A 14,039-nucleotide genomic window follows, 5' to 3' on the forward strand; every position below is an offset into this window, starting at 1 on the left:
GCGCCATTCCAGCCCGGCCCCGAGCACCGCAGATTCCACCCAATTCACCGCATCTCGCTCGGACCCAAACGTTCGGGTCCGCCACCCGGCCGTCCGCCCCTCCGCGGCGGAGCTCGACCTGCCACCGGCCTTCGACGGCGTTACGCAAGAAGACGTCACGGCGCGTGAGCCGCGACCAGGAGCCGTTCCACCAACGTCGCTCGTTCATGGGTACATCTTAGAACGGGTGTACGACAATTTTCGCTCTCTCGGCCCCAGCCACCCGGTCGTGTGCGGTGCTAGTTTCCAAACTGTGGAGTTTCCGGGCAAGGGTCTCGCCAAGGGGCTGGCCGTCACGCTGGGCACGATGACCAAGCGGGCCCACACACAGCAGTACCCGGATGTCGAACCCGACCTGCCCCCGCGCTCGCGGGGCGTGATCGCGCTGGTCGAGGAGAACTGCACCGTCTGCATGCTCTGCGCACGGGAGTGTCCGGACTGGTGCATCTACATCGACTCCCACAAGGAGGAGGTGCTGGTCCCGGGCGCCGCCCGGCCGCGCCAGCGCAACGTCCTGGACCGGTTCGCGATCGACTTCTCACTCTGTATGTACTGCGGCATCTGCATCGAGGTCTGCCCGTTCGACGCTCTGCACTGGTCGCCCGAGTTCGAGTACGCCGAGCACGACATCCGCGACCTGCTGCACGAGAAGGAGCGGCTCGATGAGTGGGTGGCCACCGTGCCGGCGCCGCCCGCGCACGACCCGCGCGGCGAGCCGGCCAAGGAAGAGGCCGCCGCGGCGAAGCGGGCCGCCAAGGACGCCGGCTGAACGTCCGGCACGCTCGGTAACGATCACCCGACCGCACGCGGGAGTCTGCGAGCCGGTGGTCGATTCCTGTCGTACGCGGGTGGCAGGATATCGCCCATGAGAGTGGCGCAGCGATGACCGTCTCCGACGTGCTGACAGCGGCGCTCGGCGCGGTGGCGCTGGGGGCCGGCCTCCTGGTCGTGACCACCCGGCACGTCGTGCGGGCCGGGCTGTGGCTCGTCGTCGCGCTGGGCGCGATCGCCGGCCTCTATCTGGTGCTGACCGCGGAGCTGGTGGCCTGGGTCCAGGTGCTGGTCTACGTCGGCGCCGTCGTGGTCCTGCTGCTCTTCGCGGTGATGCTGACCCGCGCGCCGATCGGCGCCAGCGACGATCTGGACCGGGCCCGATGGCCGGGTGCCCTGATCGGGGCCGGCGCGGGTGCCGGGCTGGCCGCGCTGCTCATCGACGCGTTCCGGTGGACGCGGGTGGACCTGCCGGAGCCGGGGACCGCCGAGCGGCTCGGCGCGGCGCTCTTCCGCACCTGGGTGCTGCCCTTCGAGCTGGTGTCGGTGCTGCTGCTGGCGGCGCTGGTCGGCGCGATCGTGGTGTCCAGGCCCGACATCGGCGCCCGGTTGGCGCAGCGGAGGCGGGGCTGATGCATCCGGCGCTTCCGTTCACGATCGCGGCCCTGCTGTTCGGCATCGGGGTCTACGGCGTGCTGGTCCGGCGCAACGCCGTGCTGCTGCTGATGGCGGTCGAGCTCATGCTCAACGCGGTCAACCTGGTCTTCGTGACCGCTGATGCGTCGATCCGGGCCGCCGCGCCACAGGCCGGGCAGTCGTTCACGCTGTTCATCATCGTGCTGGCCGCGGCGGAGATCGGGGTCGGGCTCGCGCTGATCCTGCAGCTGTACCGGCTGCGGCGCACCGTCGGCGTCGACGATCTGCCGCTGAGCGAGGCCGTCGAGGCGCCCGGCGTCGAGGCGCCGGGCGACGCCGAGCAGGCCGTCGCCGCCGGGCGGGCGCCGGGTGCGCAGCGATCCGGGGGCCACGCGACCGGGGACGGGACGGGGGTGGCCGGATGAGCGTCGATCCGCTCGGGGTGGCGTTGCCCGCCGTGCCGGTGGGGTTCGGGCTGGTGGGGTTGCTGTTGCGATACCGGATGCGGGGTCTTTCGGCCCTGCTCGGCATCGGCGGGGCGGCCGTGGCGCTGGCCTGCGCGATCGCCGCCGCCCTGCGCGGGGTGCGCGGGCCGGATGCCGGGGTCACCGTCGTGGAGTTCGGGCGGCTGCCGGTCACGTTCGGCACCTGGCTCGACGGGCCGGCCGGGCTGGTGGCCGTGGCGGTCGGCGTGGTCGCGCTCTGCGTCCAGATCTATTCGGTGGCGTATCTGCACGACGACGAGCGATACGCGCCCTACGCCGCGCAGGTGAGCCTCTTCACCGGGGCGATGCTGCTGGTGGTCGTGTCCGGGGACCTGATCGCGCTGCTGGTCGGGTGGGAGGTCATGGGCATCTGCTCGTACCTGCTGATCGGGCACGACCGGCGGCTGCCCGAAGCTCCGCGCGCGGCGGTGAAGGCATTCCTGGTCACGCGGGTCGGTGACGTCGGATTCCTGCTCGGCATCGTGCTGCTCGGGCTGCACGCGCACAGCTTCCGCATCGCCGACGTGTTCGCCGCGGCGCAATCGGGAGCGATCTCCGGCGGTGTCGTGACGGCGGCGTGCGTGCTGCTGCTGGCCGGGGTGGCGGGCAAGAGCGCGCAGTTCCCGCTGCACACCTGGCTTCCCGACGCGATGGCCGGCCCGACGCCGATCTCGGCGCTGATCCACGCCGCCACGATGGTGGCCGCCGGTGTGTACGTGGTGGCGCGGCTGTATCCGCTGTTCGAGCGGTCGACGACTGCGCTGGTCGTGCTCGCGGTGATGGCCTCGGTGACGATGCTGCTCGGCGCCCTCAGCGCGCTCGGGCAGGACGACATCAAGCGGGTGCTCGCCTGGTCGACGGTGAGCCAGCTCGGGTACATGACGGGGGCGCTGGCGGTCGGCGCGCCGTCAGTGGCGCTGTTCCACCTGCTCACGCACGCCGCGTTCAAGGCGCTGCTGTTCCTGGCGGCGGGGTCGGTGATCCACGCGGTCGGCAGCAACCTGATGTCGGCGATGGGCGGGCTGCGCGAGCGCATGCCGGTGACGTTCTGGACCATGACGATCGGGCTCGGGGCGCTGGCCGGGGTGCCGCCGCTGGCCGGGTTCTGGAGCAAGGACGCGATCATCGAGGCCGCCGCCGGTGACGGGCCGGCGCCTCGCGGGTTTGCGATCCTCGTGCTCTGTTCGGCGGCGCTGACCGCGATGCTGACGGCGGCGTATGTGGTGCGGCTCTGGCGGCGCACGTTCTTCGGCGAGGCGCGCAGCGAGGCGGCCCGGCACGGGCACGAACCGCCCTGGGCGATGCGGGGTCCGCTGGTCGCGCTGGCCGTCCCGGCGGCGCTGCTCGGGCTCGCCGGGCTGCTGGAGGGCTTCAGCGGGCGCCTCGGCTCCGAGGAACGGCTCGCGCACCTGGGCTGGGTAACGCCGGTCGTGCTGGCACTGCTGCTCGCCGGGGGTTGGTGGGCCTGGCTGCGCGACCCGGCAGTGGGGCCGTCGGACACCGCGCTCGGTCGGCTGCTCACGAACGCCTTCTACCTCGACAACGTGCAGGACGCACTCGTCACGCGACCGGTCGCGGCGCTGGCCCGGCTGGCCCGGCGCGGCGACGAAGGCCTGGTCGACGGGGCTGTCGAGGGGGTCGGCGCGGGCGCCGGCGGACTGGGCGGACTGTTGGCGCGGGCGCACATCGCCGCGCTGCCGCGGGCCGCCACGGCGGTGCTCGGCGGCGCTGTGGTGATCGCCGCCGCGATCGTGATCGTGCTGGGAGTCACGCAATGACCCGGGCCACCGCCGCACCGCGGCCGGCCCGACGCGACGGCGCGCTGGAGGCGCTGGTGGATGGCGCTCGGCGAGGGTCGTGCGGGTTGACCGATATATATGGCATGCCGGGGTTGGGGGTGTGGCGGTGACCTCCGGACAGACGCTGCTGCTGGCGACGCTGCTGCTGCCGGCGGTCGGGGCGCTGTTGGCCGCCGCGCTGCCGGCTCGGCTGGACCGGGCCGGGCGGATCGGCGGGACCGCGTTCGCCGCGGCCACGGCAGGCGTGGTCGTCGCGCTCGGCCTGACCCGCACGCCGGCGGCCGGGCAGAGCCGGATCGAGCCGTTCGCCGAGATCGACGTGCCGTGGGCGCCGGCGCTGAGCCTGCGGTTCCACATCGGCGTCGACGGGATCTCGTATCCGCTGGTCGCGCTCACCGCGCTGCTGACCGTGCTGTGCTGTGCCTACTGCCTGTGGCGGGTGCCGGAGCCGGGGCGCGGGCGGCTGCTCGTGGCGCTGCTGCTGGTGCTGCAGGCAGGGATCACCGGGGTGTTCCTGGCCCTCGACCTGGTGCTGTTCTTCGTGTTCTTCGAGGTCGTGCTCCTGCCGATGTACGCGGTGATCGCCGTGTGGGGCGGTGCGGATCGGCGGCGGGCGGCGCGCAAGTTCGTGCTGTACACGCTGTTCGGATCCTTGTTGCTGCTCGTCGGGGTGTTCGTGGTGGTGTCCTCGTCGGGCACCGGTGATCTCGTCGCGTTGAGCGATCCGGCAGTGCGGCCGATGTCGGCCGGCGTGCAGTTGCTGGCGTTCGTGCTGCTGGCGCTCGCGTTCGCGGTCAAGAGCCCGCTGTGGCCGCTGCACACCTGGCTGCCGGCCGCGCACACCGAAGCGCCGACGGTCGGGTCGGTGATTCTGGCCGGGGTACTGCTGAAAATGGGCACGTATGGGCTCCTTCGGGTGGCGGTGGGCGTTGCGCCCGACGGGGCGGCCCGCAGCGCGCCGGTGGTCGGGGTGCTAGCGACCGCGGCGATCCTGGCCGGCGGGCTGATCTGCCTGGCGCAGACGGAGTTGAAGCGGCTGATCGCGTACTCCTCCGTGGGGCACATGGGCTTCGTCCTGCTCGGCGTCGCGACGCTCACGGCGACCGGGATGCAGGCCGCGCTGATCGGCAACATCGCGCACGGCGTCGTCACGGGGCTGCTGTTCTTCGTCGCCGGCGGGATCAAGGACCGTGCACACACGGGCGAGCTGGTGCAGCTCGGCGGGCTGCGAGAGACGGCGCCAGGGTTGAGCGGTGTGCTCGCGTACGCGGCGATCGCCTCGCTGGGGTTGCCGGGGCTGGCCGGGTTCTGGGGCGAGGCGTTCGCGGTCGTAGCCGCGTTCGAGCGCGGCGGGCCGCTGTGGATCACGCTCGGCGCGCTGGCCGCGGTCGGTGCGGCGATCGCCGCGGCGTACTTCCTGCGGCTGCTGCGGCGGGTCACGCACGGCTCGGCGGCGCCGACGGTCGCCGGGCTCGGGCCGGCCGCCCGGCTGGGGCCCGGCGAGTTGGTCGCGTGGTCGCCGCTGATAGCGCTGACGCTGGTCGTGGGCGTCGCACCGGCGCTGGCCCTGAATTGGTCGAACACCGCGGTCGAGGCGTTGGCGGGGGTGTTCGGGCGATGAGGATCGATCAGGTTGCGCTGATTCCCGCGTATGTGGCGGTCGGGACGGCCCTGCTGGCGCTGCTCGTGGATCTGATCGCGCCCGGGCGGCGCGGGCCGGTGCTGGTGGCGACCGCGCTCGGGATGGCGGGGACCGCGGGGGCGGCGATCTGGGTCGGCGTGGCCGGCGGGCACCGGACCGCGTTCTGCGTCGGGCCGGATCAGTGTTCGCTGGTGCTCGACCCGGCCACGGCCATCGTCGCCGGGGTCTTCGCGGGGCTGGCGCTCGGGACGCTCGCGCTGTCGGCGCCGCTGCTGAGGACCGGCGAGGTGCCGGTCGGCGAGTACTGCTTCCTGCTCGCGAGCTCGCTCACCGGGGCCGTGGTGCTGGGCGGGGCGCGGGACCTGATCACGCTGATCGTGGCGCTCGAGACGTTGACGCTGCCGCTCTACCTGTTGGTGGGGCTGCGGCGAGGGGCCCGCGAGGGCGGGTCGGCGGCGGTCACGTTCTTCGTGGTGAGCGTGGTGTCGACGGCGATTGCGCTGCTCGGTGCGGCGCTGGTGTTCACCGCGACCGGGGGCGTGCACTTCGCCGACATCGCGAAGGGTGCGCTGGTGCCGGGGGCGGAGCCGCTGCTCAAGGTGGGCGTGGTGCTGCTGCTGACCGGGCTCGCATTCAAGGTCGCGGCGGTGCCGGCGCACGCTTGGGCGCCGGCCACGTATGACGGGGCGCCGTTGCCGGTCGCGACGTACCTGTCGACGGCCTCGAAGCTCGGGGGCGTGGTCGCGCTGCTGCTCGTCGGGGTGTCGGCGGCCCGGCCGGTGCTGTCGACGTCGGGGCTGACGCTCGCGGTGCTCGCGGTGCTGAGCATGACTGTCGGGAACCTTGTCGCGCTGCGGCAGCGGCGGATGGTGCGGCTGCTCGCGTGGTCGTCGGTGGCGCAGGCCGGCTATCTGCTGGCGCCGCTCGGGGCCCTGATCGCGGCCGACGAGATGACGCCGCTGCTGGCGGCGGCCACCGTCGGCTACGCCTTCTTCTACGTGGTGCTCGAGTTCTGCGCGTTCGGGGCTGTCGTCGGGGTGCGCGGGGCAGGCGACGGCGGGGCGATCGCCGAGTACCGCGGGATGGCGCGGCGCTCGCCCTGGTTCGCGGGCGTGCTCGTGCTGGCGCTCGCCGGGCTCGCCGGGTTGCCGCCGGGGCTCGCCGGGCTGTTCGCCAAGGTGGCGGTCGTGCGGGCGCTGCTCGGCGGGGATGCCACCTGGCTGGCGATCGTCGTGGCGGTCAACGCGGTGATCGGGCTGGCGTATTACGTGCGGGTGGGCGCGATGCTGTTCGCCCCGGCCGAACCGGTCGGCGCCGCACCAGCGGGCACTGCGGGGGCGGCGGCCACACTGGTGACGGCAGGTGTCGGCGGAAATGCCGACGCAACGGACAAAGCGGGCGCGGCCGGAGAGGCGGAGAGCACCGGGCGACCGAGGGTTGGTGAAGGAGCCGGAGCGGCGCTGGAGAGCACCGAGGGGGAGATTTCGGGCGAAAGGGCGGCGTGGCCCGTTGTCGTTTCCGTGGCGGTTGCGTGCGTTGTGGCCGTTTTCGTCGGGTTTGGGCCGGAACTGGTCATGCGGGCGGCGGCGACCTTCGGATAGCTTTCAGCTAGCTCACAGCTAGCACCGGGAAGGTACACCGGGAGTTGCGCTGTTATTGATGACATGCACAGGCATTTCAACGGCTTGAAGACGGCGGCCCTGCTCGGGCTGCTGACCTCTCTGATCCTGCTTGTCGGCTACTGGCTCGGCGGTAGCACCGGTCTGGTCATCGCCGTGTTCCTGTCGCTGGGAATGAACGCCTTCTCCTACTTCTACTCCGACAAGCTCGCCCTGCGGGCCATGAACGCGCAGCCGGTCACCGAGGCGCAGGCGCCTCAGCTGTATGCCATGGTGCGTGAGCTGGCGACGGCGGCCGGGAAGCCGATGCCGCGGCTGTACATCAGCCCGACGCGGCAGCCGAACGCCTTCGCGACCGGGCGCAATCCGCAGAACGCGGCCGTGGCGGTGACCGCGGGCATCCTCGAGATGCTGACGCCGCGGGAGCTTCGGGGCGTCGTCGGACACGAGCTGTCGCACGTGTACAACCGGGACATTCTCATCTCGAGCGTCGCCGGGGCGCTGGGCGGCATGATCACGATGCTGGCCAACCTGGCGATCTTCCTGCCGCTCGGCGGGTCGAGCGACGACGAGGACGGGCCGGGGCTCGGCGGGCTGCTGCTCATGATGATCCTGGGGCCGCTGGCGGCTACCGTGATCCAGCTGGCGATCAGCCGGAGCCGGGAGTACGAGGCGGACGAGTCCGGCGCGAAGCTGACCGGGGACCCGCTGGCGCTGGCCAGTGCGCTGCGCAAGATCCACCGGGGCACCCAGGCGCTGCCGCTGCCGGCCGACGGGCAGCTTGCCAGCCAGGCGCACCTGATGATCGACAACCCGCTCAAGGGTGGCGGTATCGCTTCGCTGTTCTCGACCCACCCGCCGATGGAGCAGCGGGTGGCGCGGCTGGAGCAGATGGCCAGCATGAGCAGCGCCCGGTAAGCAGAACGCCAGCCGACGTCGTTGAGCTGGGAAAAACCCCGCGATATCGCGATGGGGCCCGCCGTAGGATCGGCGGGCCCTTTCGCGTGCGCGGGAGGGCTGAGGGCCGCTTCGCGGGCGAACAGAGTCGATGGGCGTTCGCGGGCGAAGAGGGCTGACAAGAGAGCGAAACGAGGTCTGCCGTGCGGCAGTACATGTCCGTGTGGCGGCTTCCGGGCGCGCCGGTCCTGCTGGTGGTCGGCGTGGTTGCGCGCCTCGGCGTCGGCATGGTGTCGCTGGCGCTGTTGTTGCTCTTGCAGCAGGCCGATGGGCGGTACACCCAGGCGGCGCTCGCCTGCTCGGTCTATGCCATCGCGAGCGCGGCCGCCAGCCCGATCGTGGGGCGGCTGGCGGATCGCATCGGTCCGGCGCCGGTGCTGGTGGCTACGGGGTTGGCGTACCCCTGCTGCCTCGTGTTTTTGATCTTTGCGGGGTTGCACGACCTGCCCTTGCCGGCCGTGCTCGGCGCCGCCGTGCTGGCCGGCGTGACGTTTCCGCCGCTGACGGCCGCGGTGCGGGGCACCTGGAACGCGCTGACCGTGGACGAGCCCGAGGTCCGGGTGACGGCCCTGGCGGCCGAGACCGCGCTGTTCGAGCTCGTGTTCGTCGTCGGGCCGATGCTCGTCGCACTGTGCGTGGCGCTGTGGCAACCCGCCGTCGCGCTCGGCGCCGCCGCCGCGATCACGCTGGTGGGGACGCTGCTGGTGGCGCGCGGGCAGGCGATGCGCTCCTGGCGGCGCCACGAGGGGCACGCGCCGGCGCGAGGGCTGGGGCCGCTGCGGGTGCCCGGGTTCGCCGCGCTGCTCGTCACGGCGTTCGGGCTGGGTTTCGCGTTCGGCGGTACGGGCGTGGCGGTGCCCGCGTACGCGACCGAGTACGTCGCGCGGGACCCGCAGAGCGCGGGCGGCATCCTGCTGGGCGTCTGGGGGATCGGCAGCGCGGCGAGCGGGCTGTGGTTCGGCAGCCGCCCGCGCGCCCGGGCCCGGCTGCGATGGCTCCTCGCCGGCGTCGCCGCGAGCCTGGCTGTGCTCGCCGCCATGCCCAATGCGCTGGCGCTGGGAGCCGCCCTGATCATCGGCGGCGCGACCATTGCGCCGGCGTTGACGGTGCAGAACTCCATGGTGGGCGCGATCGTGCCGCGATCGATGCTGAATGAGGCGTACACCTGGCTGGTCACCGTCTCGATCGCCGCCAGCGCCGCCGGGGTGGCCGTGACCGGCCTCGTCGTCGACCGGCCCGGCGGCGCCGTGTGGGCGTTCCTGCTGGCCGGCGCCGCGGTCGCGGCCGGCGCGGTGGTGGCGCCCGCGCCGTTCACTCACACGGGCGAGCGCGAGAAGGTGCCCGTGTAGGGTCAGCGCCCATGGCACGAACGGTCCACGCCGTGCTCACCGACCCTGATGAGGCCGGCGAGGACGACATCGAGATCCGCCACGCGGACAGCTTCGTGCGCGTGCGCGCCGAGGAGCCGCCGCCGCGCCCCCGCGACCGGGAGGATCGAGAGGGGTCGAACGACGGGTCGTGACGTTGGTAGGCTCGGCGACCGTGGGTGCGATCAGGCCTTGGGAAGTCCTCGCCGGGTGCTGCCTGTGCGTGACAGTCGTGATCTCCGCCGTCGTGCTGACGGTGGTGCTGGTCCGGCGCAACAAGCGCTCACGCTGAACCAGCACCCGTCGGCGCCCTTTCCGCGGCGCCCTTGGCGATGCCGCCGGCGCCCGTCGCGGGTCAGCGGTAGTTCGTGAACTGCAGGGCGATGCCGAAGTCCTCCTGCTTGAGCAACGTGATGACCGCCTGCAGGTCGTCCTTCTTCTTGCCGGTCACCCGCAGCTGATCGCCCTGGATCTGGGCCTGGACGCCCTTCGGCCCCTCGTCCCGGATCTTCTTCGAGATCGCCTTGGCCTTGTCCGACTCGATGCCCTGAATGATCTTGGCGTCGATCTTGTAGGTCTTGCCGGACGCGCGCGGCTCGCCGGCGTCGAGCGACTTCAGCGAGATGTTCCGCTTGACCAGCTTCTCCTTGAAGACCTCCAGCGCGGCGACGACGCGCTCTTCGGTCTCCGCCTGGAGGGCGACCGTCTCCTCCCCGGCCCACTTGATCTCAGCCCCGGTGCCGCGGAAGTCGAACCGCTGCGCCAGCTCCTTCTCGGCCTGGTTGAGCGCGTTGTCGACCTCCTGCCGGTCGACCTTGCTGACGATGTCGAACGAGGGTGCCGAAGCCATGGCAGACGCTCCCTGTTACTGCGTGCGTTAGACGGTTGTGGGCGTGCCGAGGGTACCCGTTTGCATTGCCCCCGGGGGCTACCGCTATTCTTGCTTGCGCCAGGCGGGTTGCCCGAGCGGCCAATGGGAGCGGACTGTAAATCCGTCGCGAAAGCTACAGAGGTTCGAATCCTCTACCCGCCACCGGCAGACAAGTTGGCCCTCGACCAGGGGAAAAGCCTGGACGAGGGCCTTCTTCGTGTGTCCGGCCCCGTCCGAGCGAATCCAGCCAGTCACGGCCGGTTGTGGGCAGATCGTGAGCAGGTCGATCTTGCCCGCGCTGCGTGGAGGTGCCTGCGGCTCGGTCATGAAAAGTTTGAGCCGGACGTCGGCGGGGAGGTGGCCCGCATGAGCGTCGCCGTGCTGGAGCACGTCGGTCCGTGGAGCGAGGCGGACTACCTCTCGCTCGGCGAGACGGTGGATCGGATCGAGCTGCTCGATGGGAGCCTGTTGGTGAGCCCCGCCCCGACGAAGGGCCATCAGCGTTTGTCCCGGCGGATCGCCAACGCTCTCAACGGGCCGGCTTCGGAGGCCGGTCTGGAGGTCTGGGAGGCGGTCAACGTCCGGCTGCGTGCTGGGCGGATCGTCATTCCCGATCTGGTCGTGGTGGACACCGACGATGAAGGCGCGATGACCGAGGCGTCGGAGGTCGTTCTGGTCGGCGAGGTTGTCTCGCCGGGGAACGCGTCGGCAGACCGCCTGCTGAGGATGCAGTTGTACGCGGCGGCGCACATCGGATGGCACCTGCTGGTGGAGCAGGATTCGGACACAGTGCTGTTGCGGCTGTACGGCCTGGAAGGCGCCCACTACGTCGAGCACGCGACGGCTACGAGCGGTGCGGTGCTCGCCTCGGACCGGCCGTTCCCGCTCCAGCTCGACACCGGGTCGCTAGGCCGGTGAGCCGCCACGCCGGCCGATGCCGGCGTTTGCGCCAAAGTCGAAGGGCCTGTCATCAGGGAACCCCAGATGACAGGCCCTTTCGGCGTGTCAGGCCGACGTATGCGCCAGAGCGCCGTGCGCGGTCACGGCCGTGAGGCCGCCGTCGACCGGCAGAGTTGCGCCGTGGATGTGCAGAGCCTCGTCCGACGCCAGGAATGCCGCTGCGGCCGCTACCTCGGCCGCCTGGGCCAAGCGGCCGCTGGGGACCGTGGACACCATCCGCTCGAGCATCGGGCGAAGGTGCGTCGACCATTCGACGTCGGTGGGGCCGGGGGCGATGGTGTTCACGCGGATGCCGTGCGGGCCGAACTCGGCCGCCCAGGCCGCCGTCATCGCGTGCAGAGCGGCCTTCGTGGCGCTGTAGAGCGCGGTGCCCGCCATGCCCGTCAGCGCGTTGATCGAACCGATGTTGACGATCGCGCCCGAGCCGCCGGTACGCATCTTCGGTGCCAGTGCGGCGGTGAGCAGGTAGGGCGCCTTGATGTTGGTGGACAGTGCCGCGTCGACCACGTCCTCGGGGGTTTCGGGCGTGGCGCGGCCGCCGATGAGGTACGCGGCGTTGTTCACCAGGATGTCGACGGTGCCGACGGTCGCGGCGAGTTCCTCGATCGCCGCGGCTCCGGCGTTGAGGTCGGCGGGCACGAACGAGGCCCGGCCGCCGGCGGCGACGATGCCGCGCACGACCTCGGCGCCGAGGTCGGCGCGCCGGCCGCTCACGATCACCGTGGCGCCCTCGGCGGCGAACCGTTCCGCGATCGCGCGGCCGATGCCGCTGGTCGAACCGGTGATGAGGGCGCTTTTATTGGCCAGACGAGTCATGAGGTACCAACTCCAAAAATGGACTGAACGGTCCACTGCACCGTAGCACGTAGGCTGGGCGGCGTGACCATGCCGTTGACGCGCAAAGGTGCCGCTACGCGCGATCGCATCGTTGCGGCGGCCGCTGCGTTGCTGCGTGAGCGCGGTGTGGACGAGGTTTCCCTGGACGACATCCGCACGGCGACCGCTACGAGCAAGAGCCAGCTCTTCCACTACTTCCCGGAGGGGCGCGCCCAGCTCCTGCTGGCCGTCGCCGAGCACGAGGCCGCGGCGGTACTGCAGGATCAGGAGCCCCAGCTCAGCTCGCTCGGGCCGCCGGAGTCCTGGACCGCGTGGCGCGACGTGGTGATCGCCCGCTACGAGGCGCAGGGCACGCACTGCCCGCTCGGGGCGCTGACACGGCAGCTGGCGCCGAGCAATCCCGAGGTGCGCCCGATCGTCGTCGACCTGCTCACGACCTGGCAGGCCCGCCTGAGCGAGGGTGCGGGCCGCGCCGGCGCCGCGGACCCGGGGCGCGCGGCTGTGATCATCCTGACGGCGGTGCAGGGCGGCGTGAACATGCTCCTGGCGACGGGCGACTCGACGGCCCTGCGCGTATCGCTGGACGCGGCGCTGGCCGGGCTACGACTCGTCGGGCCACCAGGCGGCGGTGCGCATGTCGATCTTCTCACCGCGTAGCGGGGTGCCCTCCGAGCGGTGGCGGCGCAGAGCCTCGGCCTCGTGGCCGGGGACCAGACGGCCGTTCGACGCGACGACCCGGTGCCAGGGGACGCCGCCGCCGTAGTGGGACATCACCGAGCCGACCTGGCGGGGGCCGCCTCGGCCCAGGTACTCGGCGATCGCGCCGTAGGACATCACGCGTCCCGCGGGGATGCGCTCCACAAGGTCGAGGACCATCTCGGCGTACTCCTCGTCGGCCACGATATGGGAACCTACCGCGCCGGGGTGAGGAGCAGGCGGCAAGATGGGCGGCGTGCGCGAACAGGTCACCGAGGCTCGACGCATCGTCGTCAAGGTCGGGTCGTCTTCGCTGACCACGGCGGCCGGAGGGCTCGACGGCGAGCGGGTCGACGCGCTGGTCGAGGCGCTCGCCGGTGCGCCGGCCGAGGTTGTGCTGGTGTCGTCCGGGGCGATCGCGGCCGGGCTGGCGCCGCTCGGGCTGCCGCGGCGGCCGCGGGACCTCGCCACCCAGCAGGCGGCGGCCAGCGTGGGGCAAGGGCTGCTCATGCGGGCGTACAACGACGCCTTCGCCCGGCACGGCCGGGTGGTCGGGCAGGTGCTGCTGACCGTCGACGACGTGACGCGGCGGGCGCACTACCGCAACGCCTACCGGACGCTGCGCCGGCTGCTCGACCTCAAGGCGATCCCGATCGTGAACGAGAACGACACGGTCGCCACCGAGGAGATCCGCTTCGGGGACAACGACCGGCTCGCCGCGCTCGTCGCCGCGCTCGTCCACGCCGACCTGCTGGTGCTGCTGTCGGACGTCGACGGGCTGTACACCGGCGATCCCTCCCTGCCGACCTCGCGCGCGATCGCGGACGTGCGCACGGTCGAGGACCTCGAGGGGATCGACATCCGGCGGCCGGGCAAGGCGGGGGTCGGCACCGGCGGGATGGTCACCAAGGTGGAGGCCGCGCGGATCGCCACCACCAGCGGCATCCCGGTCGTGCTGACGTCGGCGCCGCACGCCGCGGCCGCCCTCGCCGGGCATCCGATCGGGACGCTGTTCCACCGGCTGCGGGAGCGGCCGCAGGCGCGGCTGTTCTGGCTCGCGCACGCCACCAGCCCGCGCGGGCGGCTACACCTCGACGCGGGTGCGGTCCGCGCCGTCGTCGAAAAGCACGCATCGCTGCTGCCCGCCGGGATCACGGCGGTCGACGGGCGCTTCGCCGCCGGCGACCCTGTGGACCTCGTCGACGTGGGGGGCGTGGCGGTGGCCCGCGGGCTGGTCAATTACGACGCGGCGGAGATGCCGACACTGCTGGGGCGCTCGACGAGCGACCTCGCGGCCGAACTCGGCCCCGCATACGAGCGCGAGGTCGTACACCGCGATGATCTAGTCCTGCTGTAATAC

15 protein-coding genes and 1 tRNA gene are annotated in these 14,039 nt (G+C 72.0%); 13 read left to right on the forward strand and 3 right to left on the reverse strand.

Annotated elements, in window-relative coordinates:
- The first annotated feature begins 268 nt into the window (after positions 1–268).
- From ABD901_RS15025 to ABD901_RS15065, 9 genes are all read left to right on the forward strand, one after another.
- Entirely contained in the window at positions 269–808 is a 540-nt protein-coding gene (locus tag ABD901_RS15025) for a NuoI/complex I 23 kDa subunit family protein (protein ID WP_345126966.1), read from the forward strand.
- Between the two features lie 113 nt (positions 809–921).
- The gene (locus ABD901_RS15030; protein ID WP_345126454.1) at positions 922–1,443 is read left to right on the forward strand and encodes an NADH-quinone oxidoreductase subunit J family protein; all 522 of its coding nucleotides are present in this window, start codon (positions 922–924) and stop codon (positions 1,441–1,443) included.
- Complete coding sequence (nuoK, locus tag ABD901_RS15035) at positions 1,443–1,871, forward strand: NADH-quinone oxidoreductase subunit NuoK (protein ID WP_345126458.1); 429 nt, start codon at positions 1,443–1,445, stop codon at positions 1,869–1,871. The genes ABD901_RS15030 and nuoK overlap by 1 nt, the downstream gene beginning before the upstream one ends.
- Positions 1,868–3,709 (forward strand): NADH-quinone oxidoreductase subunit 5 family protein, encoded by a 1,842-nt coding sequence (locus ABD901_RS15040; protein ID WP_345126460.1) that lies wholly within the window; start codon positions 1,868–1,870, stop codon positions 3,707–3,709. Before nuoK ends, ABD901_RS15040 begins: the two co-directional genes overlap by 4 nt.
- A 121-nt stretch (positions 3,710–3,830) precedes the next feature.
- Complete coding sequence (locus ABD901_RS15045) at positions 3,831–5,351, forward strand: complex I subunit 4 family protein (protein WP_380137876.1); 1,521 nt, start codon at positions 3,831–3,833, stop codon at positions 5,349–5,351.
- A complete protein-coding gene (locus ABD901_RS15050) occupies positions 5,348–6,973 on the forward strand; it encodes an NADH-quinone oxidoreductase subunit N (protein WP_345126465.1) in 1,626 nt (541 codons plus the stop codon). Before ABD901_RS15045 ends, ABD901_RS15050 begins: the two co-directional genes overlap by 4 nt.
- Positions 6,974–7,036: 63 nt before the next feature.
- Positions 7,037–7,909 carry a zinc metalloprotease HtpX gene (gene htpX, locus ABD901_RS15055; RefSeq protein WP_345126468.1) on the forward strand — a complete coding sequence of 291 codons (873 nt, stop codon included), beginning with the start codon at positions 7,037–7,039 and terminating at the stop codon, positions 7,907–7,909.
- Between the two features lie 182 nt (positions 7,910–8,091).
- The gene (locus ABD901_RS15060) at positions 8,092–9,297 is read left to right on the forward strand and encodes an MFS transporter (RefSeq protein WP_345126473.1); all 1,206 of its coding nucleotides are present in this window, start codon (positions 8,092–8,094) and stop codon (positions 9,295–9,297) included.
- An 11-nt stretch (positions 9,298–9,308) separates the two neighbouring features.
- Complete coding sequence (locus ABD901_RS15065) at positions 9,309–9,470, forward strand: hypothetical protein (RefSeq protein WP_345126475.1); 162 nt, start codon at positions 9,309–9,311, stop codon at positions 9,468–9,470.
- A 200-nt stretch (positions 9,471–9,670) separates the two neighbouring features.
- Here ABD901_RS15065 and ABD901_RS15070 read toward each other — a convergent pair whose 3' ends face one another.
- Positions 9,671–10,165 (reverse strand): YajQ family cyclic di-GMP-binding protein, encoded by a 495-nt coding sequence (locus ABD901_RS15070; protein ID WP_345126478.1) that lies wholly within the window; start codon positions 10,163–10,165, stop codon positions 9,671–9,673.
- Between the two features lie 102 nt (positions 10,166–10,267).
- Here ABD901_RS15070 and ABD901_RS15075 point away from each other — a divergent pair.
- Positions 10,268–10,348, forward strand: a tRNA-Tyr gene (locus ABD901_RS15075).
- Between the two features lie 204 nt (positions 10,349–10,552).
- Positions 10,553–11,104, forward strand: coding sequence for a Uma2 family endonuclease (locus ABD901_RS15080; protein ID WP_345126482.1), 552 nt, complete (start codon positions 10,553–10,555; stop codon positions 11,102–11,104).
- Positions 11,105–11,191: 87 nt separating this feature from the next.
- On the opposite strand, the gene ABD901_RS15085 is transcribed toward ABD901_RS15080, so the two are convergent.
- The gene (locus ABD901_RS15085; RefSeq protein ID WP_345126485.1) at positions 11,192–11,962 is read right to left on the reverse strand and encodes an SDR family NAD(P)-dependent oxidoreductase; all 771 of its coding nucleotides are present in this window, start codon (positions 11,960–11,962) and stop codon (positions 11,192–11,194) included.
- Positions 11,963–12,031: 69 nt separating this feature from the next.
- Between ABD901_RS15085 and ABD901_RS15090 the strand changes: the two genes are divergently transcribed.
- The gene (locus ABD901_RS15090; protein ID WP_345126969.1) at positions 12,032–12,640 is read left to right on the forward strand and encodes a TetR/AcrR family transcriptional regulator; all 609 of its coding nucleotides are present in this window, start codon (positions 12,032–12,034) and stop codon (positions 12,638–12,640) included.
- Here the strand turns inward: ABD901_RS15090 and ABD901_RS15095 are convergent.
- A complete protein-coding gene (locus tag ABD901_RS15095; RefSeq protein WP_345126489.1) occupies positions 12,584–12,883 on the reverse strand; it encodes an MGMT family protein in 300 nt (99 codons plus the stop codon). The genes ABD901_RS15090 and ABD901_RS15095 overlap by 57 nt on opposite strands.
- Positions 12,884–12,935: 52 nt before the next feature.
- Between ABD901_RS15095 and proB the strand changes: the two genes are divergently transcribed.
- On the forward strand, positions 12,936–14,036 hold the full coding sequence (gene proB / locus ABD901_RS15100) for a glutamate 5-kinase (RefSeq protein WP_345126493.1): 1,101 nt from the start codon (positions 12,936–12,938) through the stop codon (positions 14,034–14,036).
- The last annotated feature ends 3 nt before the right edge of the window (positions 14,037–14,039 follow it).

Source organism: Dactylosporangium darangshiense, assembly GCF_039537565.1.
Lineage (GTDB): Bacteria > Actinomycetota > Actinomycetes > Mycobacteriales > Micromonosporaceae > Dactylosporangium > Dactylosporangium darangshiense.